The following is a 19,410-nucleotide window of genomic DNA, read 5'->3' as shown; positions in this document are numbered from 1 at the left end:
CCCCGGATCAGTAGACGCGCGGCTTGGGCGGCACGACGGCGACGTCGTCGGTGAGCGTGTACATGTGCACCGGACGGTAGTCGAAGCTGCACTTGCCCTTCTCGTCGACGGTGACCAGCGTGTGCTTCATCCAGTTCTCGTCGTCGCGGTCCGGATAGTCCTCGTGGGCGTGGGCGCCCCGGCTTTCCTTGCGCTGCTCGGCCGAGTTGATGGTGGCCACGGCGTTGAGCAGCAGGTTGTTCAGTTCGTAGGTTTCGATCAGGTCCGAGTTCCAGACCAGCGAACGGTCGGAGACCTTCACGTCCTGGAAAGAATCGAACACATCGGCCATCTTCTTGCAGCCCTCGGCCAGCGTCTGGCTGGTGCGGAACACCGCGGCGTCGGCCTGCATGGTGCGCTGCATGCGGTCGCGGATGACGGCGGTCGGCGTATCGCCATCGGCGTGGCGCAGCTTGTCCAGCAGGCCCAGCGCCTTGTCGCAGGCGTCCGACGGCAGCGCCTTGTGCGGCGCACCCGGCTTGATCGTCTCGGCACAGCGGTTGGCCACGGCGCGACCGAACACCACCAGGTCGAGCAGCGAGTTGGAGCCCAGGCGGTTGCCGCCGTGCACCGACACGCAACCGGCCTCGCCGATGGCGTACAGCCCCGGCACCACCGCATCGGGGTCGTCGCCGACCTTGCGCACCACTTCGCCGTGGTAGTTGGTCGGTACGCCGCCCATGTTGTAGTGCACGGTCGGGATCACCGGGATCGGCTGCTTGTGCACGTCGACGCCGGCGAAGATGCGGGCGCTCTCGGCAATGCCCGGCAGCTTGTCGTCGATCACGCCCGGGCCCAGGTGGGTCAGGTCGAGCAGGATGTGGTCCTTGTGCTCGCCGACGCCGCGGCCTTCGCGGATCTCGATGGTCATCGAGCGCGACACCACGTCGCGCGAGGCCAGGTCCTTGTAGTGCGGTGCGTAGCGCTCCATGAAGCGCTCGCCGCTGCTGTTGCGCAGGATGCCGCCTTCGCCGCGGACACCCTCGGTGATCAGGCAGCCGGCGCCGTAGATGCCGGTCGGGTGGAACTGCACGAACTCCATGTCCTGCAGCGGCAGGCCGGCACGGGCCACGAGGCCGCCGCCGTCGCCGGTGCAGGTGTGCGCCGAGGTGGCGCTGAAGTAGGCGCGGCCGTAGCCGCCGGTGGCCAGCACCACGCCGTGGGCGCGGAACAGGTGCAGGGTGCCCTCGGCCATGTCCAGCGCCAGCACGCCGCGGCAGACGCCCTCCTCGTCGAAGATCAGGTCCAGCGCGAAGTACTCGATCATGAACCGCGCGTCGTGCGCCAGCGACTGCTGGTACAGCGTGTGCAGCATGGCATGGCCGGTACGGTCGGCGGCGGCGCAGGTACGCTGCGCGGACGGGCCTTCACCGTACTTGGTGGTCATGCCGCCGAACGGGCGCTGGTAGATCTTGCCGTCCTCGGTGCGGCTGAACGGAACACCGTAGTGCTCCAGTTCGATCACCGCCGGGATGGCCTCGCGGCACATGTATTCGATGGCGTCCTGGTCGCCCAGCCAGTCGCCGCCCTTGATGGTGTCGTAGAAGTGGTAGCGCCAGTCGTCCTCGCCCATGTTGGCCAGCGCGGCGGCGATGCCGCCCTGTGCGGCCACGGTGTGCGAGCGGGTCGGGAACACCTTGGTGATGCAGACGGTCTGCAGGCCCTTCTGGGCCAGGCCGAAGGTCGCGCGCAGGCCCGCGCCACCGGCGCCGACGACCACCATGTCGACCTTGTGTTCAATGATGTTGTAAGCAGACATGTATCAGTTCCCAAGCGCGATGCGGGCGACCGCGAAGATGCTGACCAGCGCGCCGAGCACGGCGACGAACTTGACCGTGGTCTGCAGCGCCAGCGCCAGCAGCGAGTTGTGGATGTAGTCCTCCAGCACGACCTGCAGGCCGAGCTGCGCATGCCAGAACATGGCGACCAGGAAGCCGACCAGGGCGATCGCGTTCCAGGGCTTGGCCACGGCACCGACGGCGGTGACGTAGTCGGCGCCGAGCAGGCTGACCACGAAGCACAGGAACCAGAGCGTCAGCGCGACCAGCGCGGTGGCGGTCAGGCGCTGGTGGATGAAGTGCACGGTGCCGGACTTGGCGCTGCCGAGGCCGCGGACGTTCTTCAGGGGAGTGCGGAAGTTGCTCATGCGGCGCCTCCGACGCAGACGTAGATCCAGACCAGCGCGGTGATGACCAGCGAACCGATCACCGACATCCAGCTGCTGCGGATGAAGGCGGCCTTGCTGTAGCCGACGGCGAAGTCCTGCACGATGTGGCGGATGCCGTTGCACAGGTGGTAGGCGAAGCACCAGGTCCAGCCGAACAGGATCACCTTGCCGTACCAGGCGCCGGCGTGGTCGGTGAAGCAGTTCCAGGACTCGGGGCCCATCATCAGGGCGAGCAAACCGCCGGCGATGATCAAGGCTCCAACGGACAGAACGATGCCACTGGCCCGATGCAGGATCGAGGTGGCCATCTGAATCTGCCAGCGATACACCTGAAGGTGTGGAGAAAGGGGGCGGGGTCTGTTCGCCATTCGCTGACTCGTTATCTCGGCTGGGCGGCGGCTGCCGCGTTGGCTGACGCTGCTCAGAAATCGATGCAGCGACCGTTTTTCTCCCAATCGCCGTAACGCACCGGATCGAGTCCGCCGCGTCCGCCGATTTCCTGCGGCACTGTTCCGGTATCGGCAAGCGGCTGCTTTTCCGGTACCGGCACCGCTTCGGTTCCTTCCTGGGGAGTGGGGGTTGTTTGGCCTATCATGTTCGGTCTCGCAACGCACAAATTTTAGTCCCCGTTCACGTGTCTGACAACCTCACCCCTCTTTTCAAGGGCTTGCGCGCCCTCCAGCGGCCCCAAGTGCTGACCCTTTCCGGGCCGGACGCGGTGGCCTTCGCCCAGGCCCAGTTCGCCAACGATGTGCCGTCCCTGGCCGATGGCCACTGGCAATGGAGCGCCTGGCTGACCGCCAAGGGCCGGGTGCTCTCGGTCTTCCAGTTGCTGCGCGTGGATCCCCAGACTCTGCTGCTGGTCTGCCATGACGGCGGCGTGGAGGCCATGGCTGAACAGCTGCGGCGCTTCGTGTTCCGCCGCAAGGTGGTCATCGCCCCGGCCGCGGACCTGGAGGTCCAGGCCGCGTTCGCCGCCCCGGACCGGGCCCGCGGTGCGGCCCTGGCACGGTTGGAGGACGGAACGCTCGAACTGGATGCCGGCACGCCGGCGTTGCCGCGCACGCTGCGCCTGGCCGTCGCCGGGACCGTTCCGCACGAGGACGCCGCGGAGCTGGCTTGGCGCCAGTCGGACCTGCGCTATGGACTGCCGCGCCTGGAGGACTCCCAGCGCGAGCACTGGACGCCGCAGCAGCTGGGACTGGACCGCCTGTCCGCCTACAGTGTGAAGAAGGGCTGCTATCCGGGCCAGGAAATCGTCGCCCGCACGCACTTCCTGGGCAAGGCCAAGCGCTCGCTGGTCCTGCTGCGGACCGCGGCCCCCGGCTCGCCCGGCGAGGCCGTCACCGCGTCCGGCAGCAGCCTCGGCACCCTGGTCAGCTGCGCCGGCGACCTGGCACTGGCGGTGCTGCCGCTGGATCGGGACGGAACCGGGCTGGAAGTGGCCGGCGCACCCGCCGGCCTCGAACCCCTGCTCGACGGCCTGGCCCGCTGATTCAGGCCGGCGCCGGCTCCAGGCGCTGGCCGCTGGCGCTGTCGAAGAAGTGCAGCGCGGCGCCGTCCACCGCCACCGGCAGTGTGGCCCCGGGCGCCGGCAGGTCCCGCGGCGGCAACCGCATCACCAGGGGCCGGCTGCCCAGACGCAGGTTCACGAAGACTTCGTTGCCGACCGGCTCGACGCTTTCCAGCGTCGCGGCGAACGCCGCCTCGCCGGTGCCGGGCTGCAGGTGCTCCGGACGGACCCCCACCACCACGGCGCGTCCAGCGCTGCCTTCCGGCAGCCGCGGACGGCCCAGCGGCAGCCGCTCCGCGCCCATGTCCAGCACGGCCTGGCCATCGTCGCGCCGCTCCAGGCGCCCTTCGAGCATGTTCATGGCCGGGCTGCCGAGGAAGCCGGCGACGAAGCGGTTGGCCGGGCGCCGGTAGAGCGCCATCGGCGTATCGATCTGCTGCACCCGGCCCTCGTTCAGCACCACGATGCGCTGGCCGAGCGTCATCGCTTCGACCTGGTCGTGGGTGACGTAGATCATGGTCGTCCCCAGGGTTCGGTGCAGCTGTGCGATCTCGGTCCGCACCGAATGGCGCAGCTTGGCATCCAGGTTGGACAGCGGCTCGTCGAGCAGGAACACCGCCGGCTCGCGCACCAGCGCCCGGCCCAGCGCCACCCGCTGCCGCTGCCCGCCGGACATCGCCCGCGGCAGCGTGTCCAGCACGCCGGCCAGGCCCAGCATGTCGGCCGCCGTCCGCACCCGCCGCTGCACCTCGTCCCGGCCGTGGCCGCGCAGCTTCAGGCCGAAGGCCAGGTTCTCGGCCACGGTCATGTGCGGGTACAGCGCGTAGTTCTGGAACACCATCGCGATGTCGCGGTCCTTGGGCGCCACGTCGTTGACCACGCGCCCTCCGATGGACAGGGTGCCCGCGCTGATCGCCTCCAGGCCCGCGACCATGCGCAGCAGCGTGGACTTGCCACAGCCCGACGGCCCCACCAGCACCATCAGTTCGCCATCGGCGATGTCGAAACTGGCCCCGTGCACGGCCACCTGGCCGTTGTCGTAGACCTTGCGCACCGCCTCGAACCGAACGTCCGCCATCGCCTTCTCCCACTCACCTGGACCCTGCCGCCGCACGGACCGGGGTCGCGGATCCGCCCATCGGGCGGAAACATTCTGCCACGCGACGGTTTTCCCATGGCACCATCGGTACTGCGCCGGCCATGAGCGCGGGCGCACACCGCCCCCTGCCGCCAGGCCCGCCTCCGGCGGCGCTGTCCCCGCCCGCAGGCACGCCGCGGGACCGCTGCCGGAACGGCAGGCAGAATATAGAAAAAGGGTGATTGACAACGATGTCATCGGCAAACCACACTCGGGTCATGCACGACACTCTCCTCCTGTTCGGTGCCACAGGCGATCTGGCACAACGCTACCTGTTCCCGTCCCTGCTGCGGCTGCTCGGCGACGGCCTGCTGCCCGAGGATTTCCGCGTACGTGCAATGGCGCTGTCGCCGCACGACACCGGGAAGTTCCACGACCTCCTGCGCCCGCGCCTGGAGCAGGCCCTGCCCCAGGCCAGCCAGGACGACGTCAACAACCTGCTGCGGCGCATCGACTACCGCTCGGTGGACCTGCGCGCGCCGGACTCGATCGCCGACGCGGTGCGCGAGTTCAACGACCGCCGCTGCGTGAGCTACCTCTCCATTCCTCCCGGGCTGTACATCTCCACCTGCCAGGGGCTGGCCCTGGGCGGCGCGCTGGCGGCACCGCACCGGCTGATGCTGGAGAAGCCGATCGGCTCGGACAGCCGCAGCGCGGAGGAGATCCTGCAGTCGATCGGCGGGCTGATCGACGAAGACCGGGTCTTCCGCATCGACCACTACCTGGGCAAGGCCGCCGTGCAGAACCTCATGGCGCTGCGCTTCGGCAACACCCTGCTGGAAGCGGTGTGGAACCGCGACCATATCGAGTCGGTGCACATCATGGTGGCCGAGAGCGGCGGCGTGGACGGCCGCGACTCCTACTACTCGCGCGCCGGTGCCATGCGCGACATGGTGCAGAGCCATATCCTGCAGCTGCTGTGCCTGGTGGCGATGGAGCCGCCGGCGTCGCTGGAGGCCGACCGCATCCGCGACGAGAAGGTCAAGGTGCTGCGCGCACTGAGGCCGCTCGATGCCCGCCACGCGGCCCAGGACAGCGTGCGCGGCCGCTACACCGCCGGCAGCATCGACGGCCAGCCGGCGCAGGCCTACCAGCCCCCGGAGGGCAGCGAGGCCGAGACCTTCGTCGGCGTCACCGCGCACATCGACAACTGGCGCTGGGCCGGCGTGCCGTTCCACCTGGTCACCGGCAAGCGCCTGCCCGAGCGCACCACCCGTATCGAGGTCAACCTCAAGCCGGTCACGCACTGGCTGTTCGAACGCCCGGACCGGCACCACGCCCAGCCCAATCGGCTGACCTTCCAGTTGCAGCCGCAGGAGAACATCCAGCTGGGGCTGATGAGCTCGCTGGCCGGTCCGGAATGGGGCGCGCTGGAACTGCAGCCGCTGGAACTGGAGCTGTCGGTGCCGACCGGCCTGCACCGCCGCATCGCCTACGAGCGCCTGTTCCTGGATGCCTTCAACGGCAACCATGCGCTGTTCGTCCGCGACGACGAGGTGCGCGCGGCCTGGGCCTGGATCGACAGCGTCAGCGATGCCTGGAAAGTCGCCGACCTGCCGATGGAACCCTACCCGGCCGGCAGCTGGGGGCCGCCGCAGGCGCATGCGTTCCTGCCCGCGGCGATCGTCGCCGAACCGCACCCGGAAAGCGGACCGTGAGCGGAGCCGCCGAACCGGTGCTGGTCGCCGACATCGGCGGCACCACCGCGCGTTTCGCCCTGGCCCGCGCCGCCGCACCGGCGGCCCTGGACCTGGACCTGGACAGCATCGGCGAGTACCCGGTCGCGCGCTTCGCCTCGCTGGCCGAGGCCGCCGCCCACTACCTGGCCGAGCGTCGCGCCCGCGCCAGCCATGCGGTGTTCGCCGTGGCCGGGCGCGTGGCGGATGGGCGGGCGCACATCACCAACCATCCCTGGGTGATCGAGCATTCGCACACTGCCGCGCAGCTCGGCCTGGAGCGGCTGGAGCTGATCAACGACTTCGTCGCCCAGGCGATGTCCATCGCGCTGCTGCGCGGCGACGACGTGGTCGCGGTCGGTCCCGCCGGCTGGCAGCCGGCACCGGCCGCCGTCCCCCGCAACTACTGCGTGATCGGCCCTGGCACCGGACTCGGCGTGGCCGGCCTGGTGGTGCGCGACGGCCGCTACCACCCGCTGGCCACCGAAGGCGGCCATGCCAGCTTCGCGCCGACCACCTCCGAACAGGTCCGGCTGCTTGACGTCCTCGCCGCGCAGTTCGGCCGGGTCTCCAACGAACGGCTGGTCTGCGGCCCCGGCCTGGTCAACGTCTACCGGGCGCTGGGCACGCTCGCCGGGCACGACCCGGGACCCCTGCAACCGGCACAGGTGAGCGAACGCGCCGCCGCCGGCGAGGCCCTCGCCGTCCGTGCGCTCGCGGTATTCATGGAAGTCTTCGGCGCCGTCGCCGGGGACGCCGTGCTGGTCCAGGGCGCCTGGGACGGCGTATTCCTGACCGGCGGCCTGGTGCCGCGGCTGCTCGGGCCGCTGCAGCGCTCCGCCTTCCGCCGCTGTTTCGAGAACAAGGGCCGCTTCAGCGCGGCCCTGTCCACGGTGCCCTCGCTGGCCATCGTCCACCCCTGCCCCGGCCTGCTGGGTGCCGCCGCCCATGCGCTGCACCCGGCACCGCGGCCTACAGGAGCAACCGCATGAACGCCGCCGTTTCCGACCGCCTGACGCTGATCCGCCATTCCGACGAGGAGGCATGGACCGAGTCCGCGGCGCGCGAGATGGCCGCCGCGCTCGAGCATGAGATCGCCCAGCGCGGCCGCGCGCGCATGCTGCTGTCCGGCGGCACCACGCCGGCGCCGGTCTACGAGATGCTCGCCGAGCAGGCGCTGGAGTGGGTCCGCGTGGAAGTGGGCCTGGCCGACGAGCGCTGGCTGTCGCCACAGGACCGCGACAGCAATGCCTGGCTGGTGCGCCACAGCTTCCTCAACCAGGCCGAAGGCGCGCACTTCGATCCGCTGGTACGGGTGGGCAAGCCGCTGGCCGAGTGCGTGCACGACGCCAACCTCCAGGCCGAACACTCGCAGCCGCCGTGCCTGGTGGTGCTGGGCATGGGCAACGACGGCCACACCGCCTCGCTGTTCCCCGGCTCGCGCGATCTCGAACGCGCCCTGCAGTGCGACCGCCCCTATGCCGCGCTGGATGCCAGCGGCTGCCCGGTCGCCCGCGACTGGCACCTGCGCATCACCCTGACGCCACAGGGGCTGGCCCCCATCGGCACGCGCCTGCTGCTGCTGCGCGGCCAGCAGAAGCTCGACGTGCTCGAGGCCGCACTGGCTTCCGGCGACGTCCACCGCTATCCGGTGCTGGCCGCCATCGATGCCCCGGGGAGCGCACTGCGCGTGCACTGGTGCGCGTGAGCCGCACTGCGCCGACAACCGCACCCGCCCCGTTCCCGCCGCCGGTCCACCGGCGCGGCACTCCCGACACCGACGGCCCCGTCCGTCCCCTCATAGCCGGTAGCCAATGAGCCTGCACCCGAAAATCCACGCCATCACCGAACGCATCGTCCAGCGCAGCGCACCGTCGCGCGCGGCCTACCTGGCCGGCATCGAGGCCGCGCTGCGCGAGGGCCCGTTCCGCTCGCGCCTGAGCTGCGGCAACCTCGCCCACGCCTTCGCCGCCTGCGGTCCCACCGACAAGGGCCGCCTGCGCGGCGACGTGACCCCCAACCTGGGCATCGTCACCGCCTACAACGACATGCTCTCCGCGCACCAGCCGTTCGAGCACTACCCGCAGCTGATCCGCGACGCCGCCCGCGAGCTGGGCGCCACCGCCCAGGTGGCCGGCGGCGTGCCGGCGATGTGCGACGGCGTCACCCAGGGGCGCGGCGGCATGGAACTGTCGCTGTTCTCGCGCGACATCATCGCCCAGGCCACCGCCATCGGCCTGAGCCACGACATGTTCGACGCCACCCTGTATCTCGGGGTGTGCGACAAGATCGTGCCGGGGCTGCTGATCGGCGCGCTGGCCTTCGGCCACCTGCCGGCGGTGTTCGTGCCGGCCGGGCCGATGACCCCCGGCATTCCCAACAAGAAGAAGGCCGAGGTCCGCGAGCGCTATGCCGCCGGTGAGGCCAGCCGCGAGGAACTGCTGCAGGCCGAGGCCGATTCCTACCATGCGCCGGGCACCTGCACCTTCTACGGCACCGCCAACTCCAACCAGGTGTTGCTGGAGGCCATGGGCGTACAGCTGCCGGGCGCTTCGTTCGTCAACCCGGAGCTGCCGCTGCGCGACGTGCTGACCCGCGCCGCCACCGCGCGGGCGCTGGACATCTGCGCGCTCGGCGACGATTTCCGCCCGCTCGGCCGGCTGATCGACGAACGCGCCATCGTCAACGCCATCGTCGCGCTGATGGCCACCGGCGGTTCCACCAACCACACCATCCACTGGATCGCGGTGGCGCGCGCCGCCGGCATCGTGCTGACCTGGGACGACATGGACCAGATCTCCCAGACCGTGCCGCTGCTCACCCGGGTCTACCCCAACGGCGAAGCCGACGTGAACCGCTTCGCGGCCGCGGGCGGCCCCGGGTTCGTCTTCCGCGAGCTGATGGACGCCGGCCTGATGCACGACGACCTGGCGACCATCGCCGAGGGCGGCATGCGCGCCTTCGCCCAGGAACCGCGGCTGATCGACGGTGCCCTGCACTATGCGCCGGCGGCCACGCTGAGCGCCGACACCAGCGTGGTGCGCCCGGCAAGCGAGCCGTTCGAATCCCAGGGAGGGCTGCGCCTGCTCAAGGGCAACATCGGCAGCGCGCTGATCAAGCTGTCGGCGGTGAAGCCGCAGTACCGCAGCATCGAAGCGCCGGCGGTGGTGGTCGATGCACCGCAGGTGCTCAACAAGCTGCATGCCGCCGGTGCCCTGCCGCACGACTTCATCGCCGTGGTCCGCTACCAGGGCCCCCGCGCCAACGGCATGCCGGAGCTGCATTCGCTGGCACCGCTGCTGGGCCTGTTGCAGAACCAGGGGCGACGCGTGGCCCTGGTCACCGACGGCCGCCTGTCCGGCGCCTCCGGCAAGATTCCCGCCGCCATCCACGTCACCCCGGAAGCCGCGCGCGGGGGGCCGATCGCGCGCATCCGCGAGGGCGACATCCTCCGCCTGGACGGCGAGACCGGCACCCTGGAGGCGCTGGTGGACGCCCGCGAATGGGCGGCGCGCGGGGTCGCCGCGAATACCGCCCCGGCCGGCAACGACCTGGGCCGCAACCTGTTCGCGATGAACCGGCGGATCGTCGGCCCCGCCGACCAGGGCGCGGTCTCGATCGCCTGCGGCCCGGCCCGTGCCGACGGCGGTGTATGGGAATACGACGCCGAATACGAACTTGGCCACGATGCCGCGGCCGCCGCCGCGCCGCACGAAGCCAAGGACGCCTGACCCGCCGGCCCGACGCCGGCCCTGCCCTTTTCCGGAACCCCGACATGACCCTCGCCCAGCACCAGGACCGCGCCGAACAGCTGCTCACCGCCGCCGGCATCCTGCCCGTCGTCACCGTCCACACCCTCGACCAGGCCCGCGCGGTGAGCGCGGCGCTGCTGGAGGGCGGCCTGCCGGCCATCGAACTGACCCTGCGCACGCCGGTGGCGATGGAGGCCCTGGCCCTGCTCAAGCGCGAACTGCCCGACGTGGTGGTCGGCGCCGGCACCGTGCTGAGCGTGGAGCAGATGCAGCGGGCGATCGATGCCGGTGCCGACTTCCTGGTCACCCCGGGCACGCCCGCGCACATGGCCGACGCCCTGGTCGCCGCCCCGCTGCCGGTGGTGCCCGGCGCCGCGTCGCCGACCGAGCTGCTGGCCCTGCTCGCCCGCGGCTTCCGGATCTGCAAGCTGTTCCCGGCCACCGCCGTGGGGGGGCTGGCGATGATCAAGGGCGTGGCCGGCCCGATCCCCGAACTCAAGCTGTGCCCCACCGGCGGCATCACCGAAGCGACCGCCGCCGACTACCTCGGCCAGAAGAACGTGGTCTGCATCGGCGGCTCATGGATGGTGGCCGACGCCTGGATCCGCGCCGGGCAGTGGGACCGGGTACGCGACTCCGCCGCCGCCGCCGCCGCCATCGTGCGCACGGTGCGCGCCGCCTGATCCGATCGCGGCCGGCCGCACCCGCCCATGGCGCCGGGCGGCCACTGCGCTCAAGACCCGACACGGGGACCGCCCGCGGGCCGTGGCCATCCGCTCGGCCGCCGAGGCCTGGCGGCAGCGGGCCCTACCATCGGCAGCGCCCACCACGGGGCGCCCGCCCCCTCCCGCACCACGCATCCCGACCCGGCTGCCGGCTCGCTCCGGGGCTGCCTGCCGGAGGCCGTGCAGGGCCGCCACCGGCGCGCTGCCCGTGAGGCATCGGGCATGCCGGCGCACGGCGGTGCCTGTCCGTCGCCCCGGCAACCGGTCCAGGCCCTCATCGTCCGGTCGTTTCCGTCCCCACGGCCTCTCCGGCCTGCGGCGCCGTACGGCGGGTGGCCGCAGCCCACCGGCTACCCGCCGCCGGTCATTTCCGCCGACCCGGCTCAGCGCTTTGCGCGCTCGCCCCGCCGCACCGCGGCCGGAACCTCGATCTCCACCCTGGCGGGCACGGTCATGATCCGCAGCTCGCCGCCCGACCATGCCACCGGCTCGCCGTTGACCCGGGCGTCGCCCGGTGTCCCGGGATAGGGCCAGGGCAGCACCAGTCCGCCCTCGGGCACGACCAGGCCCTCGGCGATCTCCAGGGTCAGCTGCCGGTCGCTGCGCGCCAAGGCATAGCGCAGCCGGCCGTGCGGGGTGCGCAGCCCCTCCAGGGCGATGCCCTTGCCCGGCAACCATGCCACCGGCACGCCGGCGGCCAGCACCAGGGCGGCGTCGGCCTCGCGCTCGTAGGCGAACATGTCCAGCGCCGCGCGCACGAAGTCCGAGGCCACCCAGGCATGCGGCAGGTCGCCGAGGAAGAACGGCGTGCGCGGCGTCGAGGACACCACCTCGGCCCACTGGTTCCAGGCCCGCGGCGCGCGGTCGCCAAGGAAGAACGCACTCGCCTCCCAGGCGCGTTCGCGCCAGCCCAGGCGCACGAACGCGCCGACGTTGCGCCACTCGTACGGGGTGTAGTCCTTCCACTGCCGCTTGCCGTCGCGGCGTTCGACGAACTGCTGCCAGTAGCGCTCGAACGTGCTGTCCAGCGCCGGTTGCGGCAGGCGGCCCTGCTCGCCGCCCGGCGCCAGCGCGATGGTGGTCGAGGTCGGATCGAAATCGCCCAGCTCCACCGAGCCCGGCAGGTAGTCGATGCGGTGCGCGTCCATGGCCGCGCGCAGCGAGGCGTACAGGTCCTGGCGGAACTGGTCGCGCGATTCGGCCATCGCCTCGGCTTCGGTCTCCAGGCCGAGGGCCGTGGCCAGGTCGGCGGCGTCCTTGTAGCCGCGCAGTGCCCAGAACCCGTCCCAGTACGAATGCACCGGCTTGGCCGAATATCCTTCGTGGCTGATCGAGGCCGGCATCATGCCGTAGAACCCGGGGTGGCGCGCACGGTTGGCGTCGCTGCGCTCGCTCAACCGCAGGTCCTCCATGTAGCCCCAGGCCGCCAGCACGTGCGGCCACATGCGCTGCAGGAAATCCAGGTCGCCGGTATGCCGCCAGTACTCGGCGATCGCATGGATCAACTCGCCGTGGCTGTCGTTCTCGGGCACCGGATCGCTGCCGCGCGCATCCACGCAGCACGGCACCATGCCGCTGTCGAACTGGTACGGCGCGTACCAGTCCAGATACTGCCGTACCGCATCCCCGCGCCCGAGCCGCAGCAGCCCCTCGGAGATCATCGCGCCGTCGCGGATCCAGCTGCGCGCGTAGGACCGCGTGCCCGGCTGCAGGCGCGGGCCGTCGCGCGACATCAGCATGTGCGCCAGCGCGGTGCGCAGCGTGTCCGCCAACGGCTGGCCGGCCTCGGGAAGCCGCAGCCGTACCTGGTCCAGCTTGCCGCGCCACGAGGCGGCGACCTGCTGCTGCGCCGCCTCGGCGTCGAAGTCGGCCGGCATCGTCCAGCGGCCGGTCTGCGGGAGCACCAGCGCCACCTCGCGGCTCTGCCCCGGCGCCAGCGTCCAGGTGTAGAGCAGCGCGCCCGAGGCGAGCCCAGTCGGATCGCGGACCTCGTGCGTGCCCGGCAGGGTCTTGTCGGCCAGGTGGGTGACGGCGAGCTTGCTGTCGAACGCGCTGGCGAAGCCGGCATCGGGCACCGCCGAAGCGAACACCCGCGGCTGCCCGTCGATCGTCACCTGCCCGCCCTGCACCGCCAGCCGCTCGATCCGGCTCACCCCGCCGACGGTGTTGAGGAACTGCCCCGGCGAGTTGACCTGGAACGGCCGCACCGCCAGCGCCAGCCGGTAGTCGTGGGCCACCTTGTCCGGGTTGTGCAGGCGGTAGCGCGCCACCAGCTGCGCCTGGTCCGGGCGGCCCTGCACGAAACCGGTCACCTGCAGGCCGAATGCCGGGTGCGTCCATTCGACCGAGGGCACCGGCAGGTAGCCCTCCAGCAGTTGCTGGCTCGCGGCCACGTCGGCCCAGCCCAGCACCTTGCCGTCCAGCACCACGAACGGCTCGATGCTGAAGCCGGCGCGGGTCGCCTCCAGGCTGCCGTCCTCGCCCATCAGCGCCTGCTCACGGCCGCCGTCCAGGCCCATCAGCGTCCAGTACGGCTGCTCGCCGGAAAAGCCGCGCGGCAACGCACCGCGTGGCAGGTCGGCGCCCACCGAGCGCACGAACGCGTTCGGGGTCTCGGCGAACGCCAGCGGCTTGAGGCTGATGTCGCGGATGCCGTAGCGCCAGCTGGGGCCATCGATCAGGTCGAAGCGCAGGTAGCGGGCCTCGGTTTCCGGCAAGGCCAGCCAGTCGCGCCCTCCGCCCCCGGCGGTGACCTCGCGCAGGCTGTGCCAGTCGCGGCCATCGCTGGAGGCCTGCACCCGGTAGCGCGAGGCCTCCAGGCCCGGCACCCACTGGATCACCGCGCCACCGAATTCGCGGACCTTGCCCAGGTCCAGGCTGACCGTCTGCTGCTTGACCCCGCCGCTGATCCACACGGTGTTCGGCTTGCCGTCGGCGATGCGCTGCTGCAGCGCCGTGGCGGTGTCGGCGATGACCGTGGCGGTCAGCGCCGAATCGTCCTCCTTCGGCAGCGGCTGCAGGGTGAGCTGGTCGAAACACACCGTGCCCTTGCCGCCGACCTTGCTGTAGACGGTGAACTCCACCGCCGCGCTGCGGCGCAGGACCTTGTCCGGGTCCGGACCCCAGGCCTTCTCGACGTGGCGCCTGCGGTAGTCCACCCGGGTCCAGGCCTTCGGGAACACGTACGCGCTGCGGTTGACCCACCACACGTTGTCGCCGCTGGCGTCGATCAGCTTGAACTGCAGGTCGTTGGCCGGCGAGTCGCCGCGCAGCCGGAAGGACACCCGGTAGTTGTCCGGCCAGGTCACGTCCAGCGGCCGGCGGATGCCCACATGGCCGGAGACGTCGTGGAAATCGTAGTCCAGGCACAGGGCACGGCTGCCGTTGGCGTTCACCCGCCGCAGCGAGCCGCTCACCTGCGGCGAGGTCACCAGCTGCCAGGCGCCGAGGTCGTCGAACGTGGCCAGCACCCGCGCCGGCTCTTCCGCCGCCCGGCCGGGGCCGGCCAGGAGGGCGGTGGACATCAGCAACAGGACAAGGAGGCTTCTCATCGCGGACGGTCTCGGAACGGGGGACGGCGGCCAGGGGGGGATTTTCGCAGAACCGGAGCCCGCTGCGGATCGCCGCCGCCCAGCCGGGGGCGCCGGGGCCTGTTCCGGCCACGCACCGCGCGCCGGGTTGCACGGTTCACTCCTTCACGCTGCCCAGCAGCAGCCCCTGGATGTAGTAGCGCTGCAGCAGCAGGAACAGCAGCAGCACCGGCACCACGGTGACCACCGCGCCGGCCATCATCAATTCCACGTCCATGATGTGCTCGCGCGACAGCGACGCCAACGCCACCGGCAGGGTGTAGCGCTCCTGGTCGGCCAGCACGATCAACGGCCACATGAAGTCGTTCCAGGCCCCCATGAAGGTGAAGATCGCCAGGGTCACCAGCACCGGCTTGAGCATGGGCAGCACGATCTGGAAGAAGATGCGTGCCTCGCTGGCGCCGTCGATGCGCGCCGCCTCCAGCAGTTCGTCGGGGATCGAGCGCGCGTACTGGCGCACCAGGAAGATGCCGAACACGCTGGCCAGGCCCGGCACCACCACCCCGCCCCAGGTGTTGACCAGCCCCAGCTGCTTCATCAACAGGAACAGCGGCAGCATCGCCACCTGCGCCGGGACCACCAGCGCCGCCAGCAGCGCCTGGAACACCCGCTCGCGCCCGGCGAAGCGCAGCTTGGCGAAGGCATGCCCGGCCAGGGTGTTGAACAGCAGCGAGCCCACGGTGATGGCCAGGGCGATTCCCAGGCTGTTGGCGAAGTTGCCGGCCATGCCGGTGCGCGCGAACAGCGCGTGGTAGTTGCCGGTGGTGAAGCCGGTGGGCAGCAAGGGCGGCGGGAACTGCGAGGCCTGCCCGCCCGGCATGAACGAGACCGACACCATCCAGGCCAGCGGCGCCAGGCTGGCGAACGCCAGCACCAGCAGCGCACCGTTGATCCACCATCCCCAGGCCCGTGACTGGCCGATCTCGCGCCGCTCCGTGGCCGGGCGCCGGCGGACGCGCGCCATCACAGCAGCCCCCGCCGGCGGCCGACCCGCAGCATCAACGTGGTCGCGCCGAGGATGATCAGGAACAGCAGGAACGCCACGGCCGAGGCGCGGCCCAGGTTCCACCACTTGAAGCCTTCCTCGAACATGAAATACAGCACGCTCACCGTGCTCTGCAGGGGGTCGCCGCGGGTCATCACGTAGGGCTCGGCGAACAGCTGGAAGTAGCCGGACACGGTGATCACCCCCACCACCAGCAGCACCGGCCCGAGCATCGGCAGGGTGATGTGCAGGAACTGCTGCCAGCGCGAGGCGCCGTCGATGCGCGCGGCCTCGTACAGGTCGCGCGGGATCGCCTGCAGCCCGGCCAGGAAGATCACCATGTTGTAGCCGAAGTTCTTCCAGACCGCGAACAGGATCAGGGTCGGCATCGCCCAGTGCGGATCGCCCAGCCAGTCCACCGGATCGACGCCGATCCGCCCCAGCCCCCAGTTCACCAGCCCGTAGCGGGTATGGAACAGGTAGCGCCAGATCACCGCCACCGCCACCAGGGTGGTCACCACCGGCGCGAACAGCGCGGTGCGGAACAGCGCCCTGAAGCGCGCCGCCGGCGCGTTGAGCAGCAGCGCCGCGCCCAGCGACAGCGCGATGGACAGCGGCACGCCCAGCACCACGAAATACCCGGTGTTGCCCAGCGCCTTCCAGAACATCGGCGTGCGCAGCAGCTCCAGGTAGTTGTGCAGGCCGATGAAGCGCAGGTTGCGCGGATCGGCCAGCGCATACAGGTCGAAGTCGGTGAGGCTCAGCGCCAGCGCGGCCAGCACCGGCAGCACGAAGAACACCCCGATGACCGCCAGGGCCGGCGCGGCGAACACCCAGCCGGCGAGCGCGCGCCGCCTCATCGCGAGGCCTCCGCTGCGGGCGCGCCTTCCGGCGAGGGCGCGGCGAGCGCGCGCCGTTTGGCGAGGATCCCGTCCACGCGCGCGTCCAGGCGCTTCACCGCGGTGTCCTGGTCCAGCCCGCCACGCACCACCTGCTCGCTGACGAGGCGCATCTCCTGGGCGATGCGCTCCCACTCCAGCACCTTGGGCGTCGGCCTGACCCGCTCCAGCTGATCGCCGAACGCCGCGGCCAGGGGGTCCTCGGCGAGCGCCGCGCGGGCCCACACGCTGCGCCGCGGCGGCAGGTCGCCGATCAGCGCATGGAAGCGCTGCTGCACCGCCGGCCGCGACAGGAATTCGATCAGCGCCCAGGCCGCCTGCTTGTGCCGCGAGGACTGGAAGACCACCAGGCTGGTGCCGCCGGCGATGCCGGCGCCCGGCCCGTGCGGCCCCGGCAGCGGCGCGGTGCCCCACTCGCCCTCCAGCGAGGCCGGTTGGCGCTGGCGGAACTCGCGGATGTTCCAGGGCCCGGACAGGTAGAACACGGTGAAGCCGCGGAAGAACTCGTCCCAGACGTTGGAGATCTGGGTTTCGGACATCTTCGGCGCCCAGCCCTGCGCGAACAGGTTGGCGTAGAAGCCCAGGGCGCGGCGGAACCCCGGGCTCTGGAAATTGCCGCGGGTATCACCGTCGCGCAGCAGCGGGTCGTCCTGCTGCAGGGCCAGCGACAGCTGCGGTTCGAACTCGTTGAGCGGCATCAGCACCGGGTAGCGGTCCGGGCCCAGCGTGCGCTTCAGTGCCGCGTTCATCCGCTCCCACTCGGCCCAGTCGCGCGGAGGATGCGCGAAGCCGGCCTGGCGCAGCAGGTCCTTGCGGTAGAACAGCAGCCGGGTGTCCACGTACCAGGGGATGCCGACCAGCTGCCCCTGGACCACGTTGGTGTCCCAGATGCCCGGGAAGTAATCCTCCGGCACGACCGTGCGTGACCCGTCCACGTAGGGCTGCAGCGGCGTCAGCGCTCCCAGGGTGGCGAATTCGGGCACCCAGGTGTTGCCGAGCTGGCAGAGGTCCGGCAGGGCGTCGGCCGCATAGGCGGTCAGCAGCTTCTCGTGCGCGGCCGTCCAGGGGATGTTCTGCACCTGGACGCGGATGCCCGGGTGCTCGGCCTCGAACTCGCGCACCAGCTCGCCGACCACCTCGGCCTCGCGCCCCATCGCCCAGAAGGTCAGGGTGACGCCCGGCTGCGGGCGCAGGCAGCCGGCCAGCAGCACCAGCACGGCGAACAGCAGCGGCAGGCGCGCCGGCATGTCCCGTCCCTACCGCGGCCGCGCGCCGGGCTTGTCCGGCGCCTTCTGCTCCTGGGCCGCGGCCGCGCGCGACTCGGCGATGCCCACCGCGCGTGCGGCGGCCGCCTTTTCGTCCTTGCGCAGCGGCTGCCACTCCTCGCCCTCGGGCAGCAGCCAGCCGCCGCTGAAGCCGGCCCGCTCCAGGCCCTTGCGGATGTAGGGGTTCTTCTTCATCACGGTCCAGACGAACTCATCGCGGTAGTTGGCGATGCCGGCCAGGATCGGGCCCTGGTCGATGGCGATGTAGTCGCTGGCCACCCAGCCGCGCCCGGGGATCAGGCGCCCGGTCTTGAGCGGGATGTCGTACTCGAAACTCGGGTTGAACGAATCCAGGAAGCCGTAGCTGGAGTACAGGTAGTCGCCGTAGCGCTTGTGCATCTCCTGGGTCGCCGGGATCACCACTTCCGGCGCGAACGGCAGCGAGGAGATCGCCGCCGAGGGCACGATGGTGCCGTCGTCGAAATTCTCCCGCAGCCCGGCGCCGCGCGCGGAGTAGTGGCGGAACTGGCGCTGCTCGCCCTTGTACTCCTGGGTGGTGTTCTGCGGGCCGTCGCCGGCGGTCAGCCCCCACACGTTCGCGCCGTAGCCCTTCCACTGCATGGGATTGGCGATGGCGTACTCGCGCTGCGCCAGGGTCGCGCGGCGGCTGTTGAGGAAGTAGTCGATGCCGCGCTCGCGCATGTAGGCGTCCTGGAGGTCGCGGAAATCGATCCAGACATGGCTGTACTGGTGCCCGAACAACGGCCCGAACGACAGGTATTCCTGGCCCTGGAACACGCCCCAGTCGTTGTCGTAGGTGCGCGTCCACACCGTCCATGCGTCCGGCTGCACGGGATGGGTCGGCGACCCCAGCGCCAGCACGTAGAGCATCATCGCCTCGTTGTAGCCCATCCAGTCATGCTGGATGAAGCCGCTCTCCGGGAACCAGCCCATCGACACCAGCGGCGCGTTGCGCTGCAGCCAGGTCCAGTCCACGCGCCGGTACAGGGTGTCGGCGATCCTGCGGATCTCCTTCTCGCGCGGGTCCTCACCGTCGTAGTAGGACTGCGCGAACAGCACCCCCATCAGCATCAGCGCGGTATCCACGCTGGACAGCTCCACCCAGCTGTCGTAGCGGCGGCCATCACGCATGTCCAGGAAGTGGTAGAAGAACCCCTTGTAGCCGGCCTTGCCGGTGCGCTGCGGCCCGCTCGGCACGTCGCGCAGGAAACGCAGCGTCACCAGGGTCCGGTCCACCGCCTGGGTGCGGCTGACCCAGCCCTTCTCGATGCCGATCGGATAGGCGGTCAGGGCGAACCCGACCGAGGCGATGCTGGCGAACGGCCGCGACGGGTAGCGGTCCGGGGTCAGCCCGTTCTGCTCGTTGGTCGTGTCCCAGAAGAACTGGAAGGTGCGCCGCTCGATGTCGTCGAACAACGGCGGCAACTCGGGCTTCATCGGCCGCGGCGGCAGGTCCGCCTCGATCAGGATCACCTGGGGCGGCACCCGCGGCTCGGGCTCGGGTGCCTTGCCGCAGGCCGCCAGCAGCGCCAGCCCGAGGCCGGCGGTGGCAGCGTACAGCAGGGGTCTGAGGGTGCGAGGGAGCTTCAAGGCACGTTCTCTTGCAGGGCGGCGGCGCCCGCCGGCGCGCGGGCGCCGCC

General features: G+C 71.0%; 16 protein-coding genes. 6 read left to right on the top strand and 10 right to left on the bottom strand.

What is annotated here, in order from left to right; genetic code table 11:
- Nucleotides 1-7: 7 nt before the first annotated feature.
- The 4 genes from sdhA to K5L01_RS03525 are packed head-to-tail and all read right to left on the bottom strand — an operon-like array spanning nucleotide 8 to nucleotide 2,756.
- Nucleotides 8-1,798 (bottom strand): succinate dehydrogenase flavoprotein subunit, encoded by a 1,791-nt coding sequence (gene sdhA / locus K5L01_RS03540; RefSeq protein WP_250061995.1) that lies wholly within the window; start codon nucleotides 1,796-1,798, stop codon nucleotides 8-10.
- A 3-nt stretch (nucleotides 1,799-1,801) separates the two neighbouring features.
- Complete coding sequence (gene sdhD, locus K5L01_RS03535) at nucleotides 1,802-2,185, bottom strand: succinate dehydrogenase, hydrophobic membrane anchor protein (protein ID WP_250061993.1); 384 nt, start codon at nucleotides 2,183-2,185, stop codon at nucleotides 1,802-1,804.
- A complete protein-coding gene (sdhC, locus tag K5L01_RS03530; RefSeq protein ID WP_250061991.1) occupies nucleotides 2,182-2,574 on the bottom strand; it encodes a succinate dehydrogenase, cytochrome b556 subunit in 393 nt (130 codons plus the stop codon). Before sdhC ends, sdhD begins: the two co-directional genes overlap by 4 nt.
- Before the next feature lie 53 nt (nucleotides 2,575-2,627).
- Complete coding sequence (locus K5L01_RS03525; protein WP_250061989.1) at nucleotides 2,628-2,756, bottom strand: DUF1674 domain-containing protein; 129 nt, start codon at nucleotides 2,754-2,756, stop codon at nucleotides 2,628-2,630.
- 84 nt (nucleotides 2,757-2,840) lie between these two features.
- Between K5L01_RS03525 and ygfZ the strand changes: the two genes are divergently transcribed.
- Nucleotides 2,841-3,701 (top strand): CAF17-like 4Fe-4S cluster assembly/insertion protein YgfZ, encoded by an 861-nt coding sequence (gene ygfZ, locus K5L01_RS03520; protein WP_425603820.1) that lies wholly within the window; start codon nucleotides 2,841-2,843, stop codon nucleotides 3,699-3,701.
- Between the two features lies 1 nt (nucleotide 3,702).
- On the opposite strand, the gene K5L01_RS03515 is transcribed toward ygfZ, so the two are convergent.
- Nucleotides 3,703-4,797: an ABC transporter ATP-binding protein gene (locus K5L01_RS03515; protein ID WP_250061987.1), complete on the bottom strand. Its 1,095-nt coding sequence runs from the start codon at nucleotides 4,795-4,797 to the stop codon at nucleotides 3,703-3,705.
- 278 nt (nucleotides 4,798-5,075) lie between these two features.
- On the opposite strand from K5L01_RS03515, the gene zwf reads away from it, so the two are divergent.
- From zwf to eda, 5 genes are all read left to right on the top strand, one after another.
- Nucleotides 5,076-6,515 (top strand): glucose-6-phosphate dehydrogenase, encoded by a 1,440-nt coding sequence (zwf, locus tag K5L01_RS03510; protein WP_336254074.1) that lies wholly within the window; start codon nucleotides 5,076-5,078, stop codon nucleotides 6,513-6,515.
- Nucleotides 6,512-7,525, top strand: coding sequence for a glucokinase (glk, locus tag K5L01_RS03505; protein ID WP_250061985.1), 1,014 nt, complete (start codon nucleotides 6,512-6,514; stop codon nucleotides 7,523-7,525). The genes zwf and glk overlap by 4 nt, the downstream gene beginning before the upstream one ends.
- A complete protein-coding gene (pgl, locus tag K5L01_RS03500) occupies nucleotides 7,522-8,241 on the top strand; it encodes a 6-phosphogluconolactonase (protein WP_250061984.1) in 720 nt (239 codons plus the stop codon). The genes glk and pgl overlap by 4 nt, the downstream gene beginning before the upstream one ends.
- A 106-nt stretch (nucleotides 8,242-8,347) precedes the next feature.
- Nucleotides 8,348-10,264, top strand: coding sequence for a phosphogluconate dehydratase (gene edd, locus K5L01_RS03495; protein ID WP_250061983.1), 1,917 nt, complete (start codon nucleotides 8,348-8,350; stop codon nucleotides 10,262-10,264).
- A gap of 44 nt (nucleotides 10,265-10,308) precedes the next feature.
- Nucleotides 10,309-10,968, top strand: coding sequence for a bifunctional 4-hydroxy-2-oxoglutarate aldolase/2-dehydro-3-deoxy-phosphogluconate aldolase (gene eda, locus K5L01_RS03490; protein WP_250061981.1), 660 nt, complete (start codon nucleotides 10,309-10,311; stop codon nucleotides 10,966-10,968).
- Nucleotides 10,969-11,393: 425 nt separating this feature from the next.
- On the opposite strand, the gene K5L01_RS03485 is transcribed toward eda, so the two are convergent.
- The 5 genes from K5L01_RS03485 to K5L01_RS03465 all read right to left on the bottom strand — a co-directional run bounded on the left by K5L01_RS03485 (nucleotide 11,394) and on the right by K5L01_RS03465 (nucleotide 19,333).
- The gene (locus K5L01_RS03485) at nucleotides 11,394-14,534 is read right to left on the bottom strand and encodes a discoidin domain-containing protein (RefSeq protein ID WP_250063446.1); all 3,141 of its coding nucleotides are present in this window, start codon (nucleotides 14,532-14,534) and stop codon (nucleotides 11,394-11,396) included.
- A gap of 163 nt (nucleotides 14,535-14,697) precedes the next feature.
- Nucleotides 14,698-15,564 (bottom strand): carbohydrate ABC transporter permease, encoded by an 867-nt coding sequence (locus K5L01_RS03480; RefSeq protein WP_250061979.1) that lies wholly within the window; start codon nucleotides 15,562-15,564, stop codon nucleotides 14,698-14,700.
- Nucleotides 15,564-16,445: a carbohydrate ABC transporter permease gene (locus K5L01_RS03475; RefSeq protein WP_250061977.1), complete on the bottom strand. Its 882-nt coding sequence runs from the start codon at nucleotides 16,443-16,445 to the stop codon at nucleotides 15,564-15,566. The genes K5L01_RS03480 and K5L01_RS03475 overlap by 1 nt, the downstream gene beginning before the upstream one ends.
- Complete coding sequence (locus tag K5L01_RS03470) at nucleotides 16,442-17,731, bottom strand: sugar ABC transporter substrate-binding protein (RefSeq protein WP_250061975.1); 1,290 nt, start codon at nucleotides 17,729-17,731, stop codon at nucleotides 16,442-16,444. Before K5L01_RS03470 ends, K5L01_RS03475 begins: the two co-directional genes overlap by 4 nt.
- Nucleotides 17,732-17,740: 9 nt before the next feature.
- Nucleotides 17,741-19,333: a glucoamylase family protein gene (locus tag K5L01_RS03465; protein WP_425603853.1), complete on the bottom strand. Its 1,593-nt coding sequence runs from the start codon at nucleotides 19,331-19,333 to the stop codon at nucleotides 17,741-17,743.
- Nucleotides 19,334-19,410: the final 77 nt, after the last annotated feature.

This window comes from Stenotrophomonas mori (genome assembly GCF_023556335.1).
GTDB classification, from domain to species: Bacteria; Pseudomonadota; Gammaproteobacteria; order Xanthomonadales; family Xanthomonadaceae; genus Stenotrophomonas; species Stenotrophomonas mori.
The sequence above is the reverse complement of the archived record's forward strand: the minus strand, read 5'-3'. Positions and strand labels throughout refer to the sequence as shown.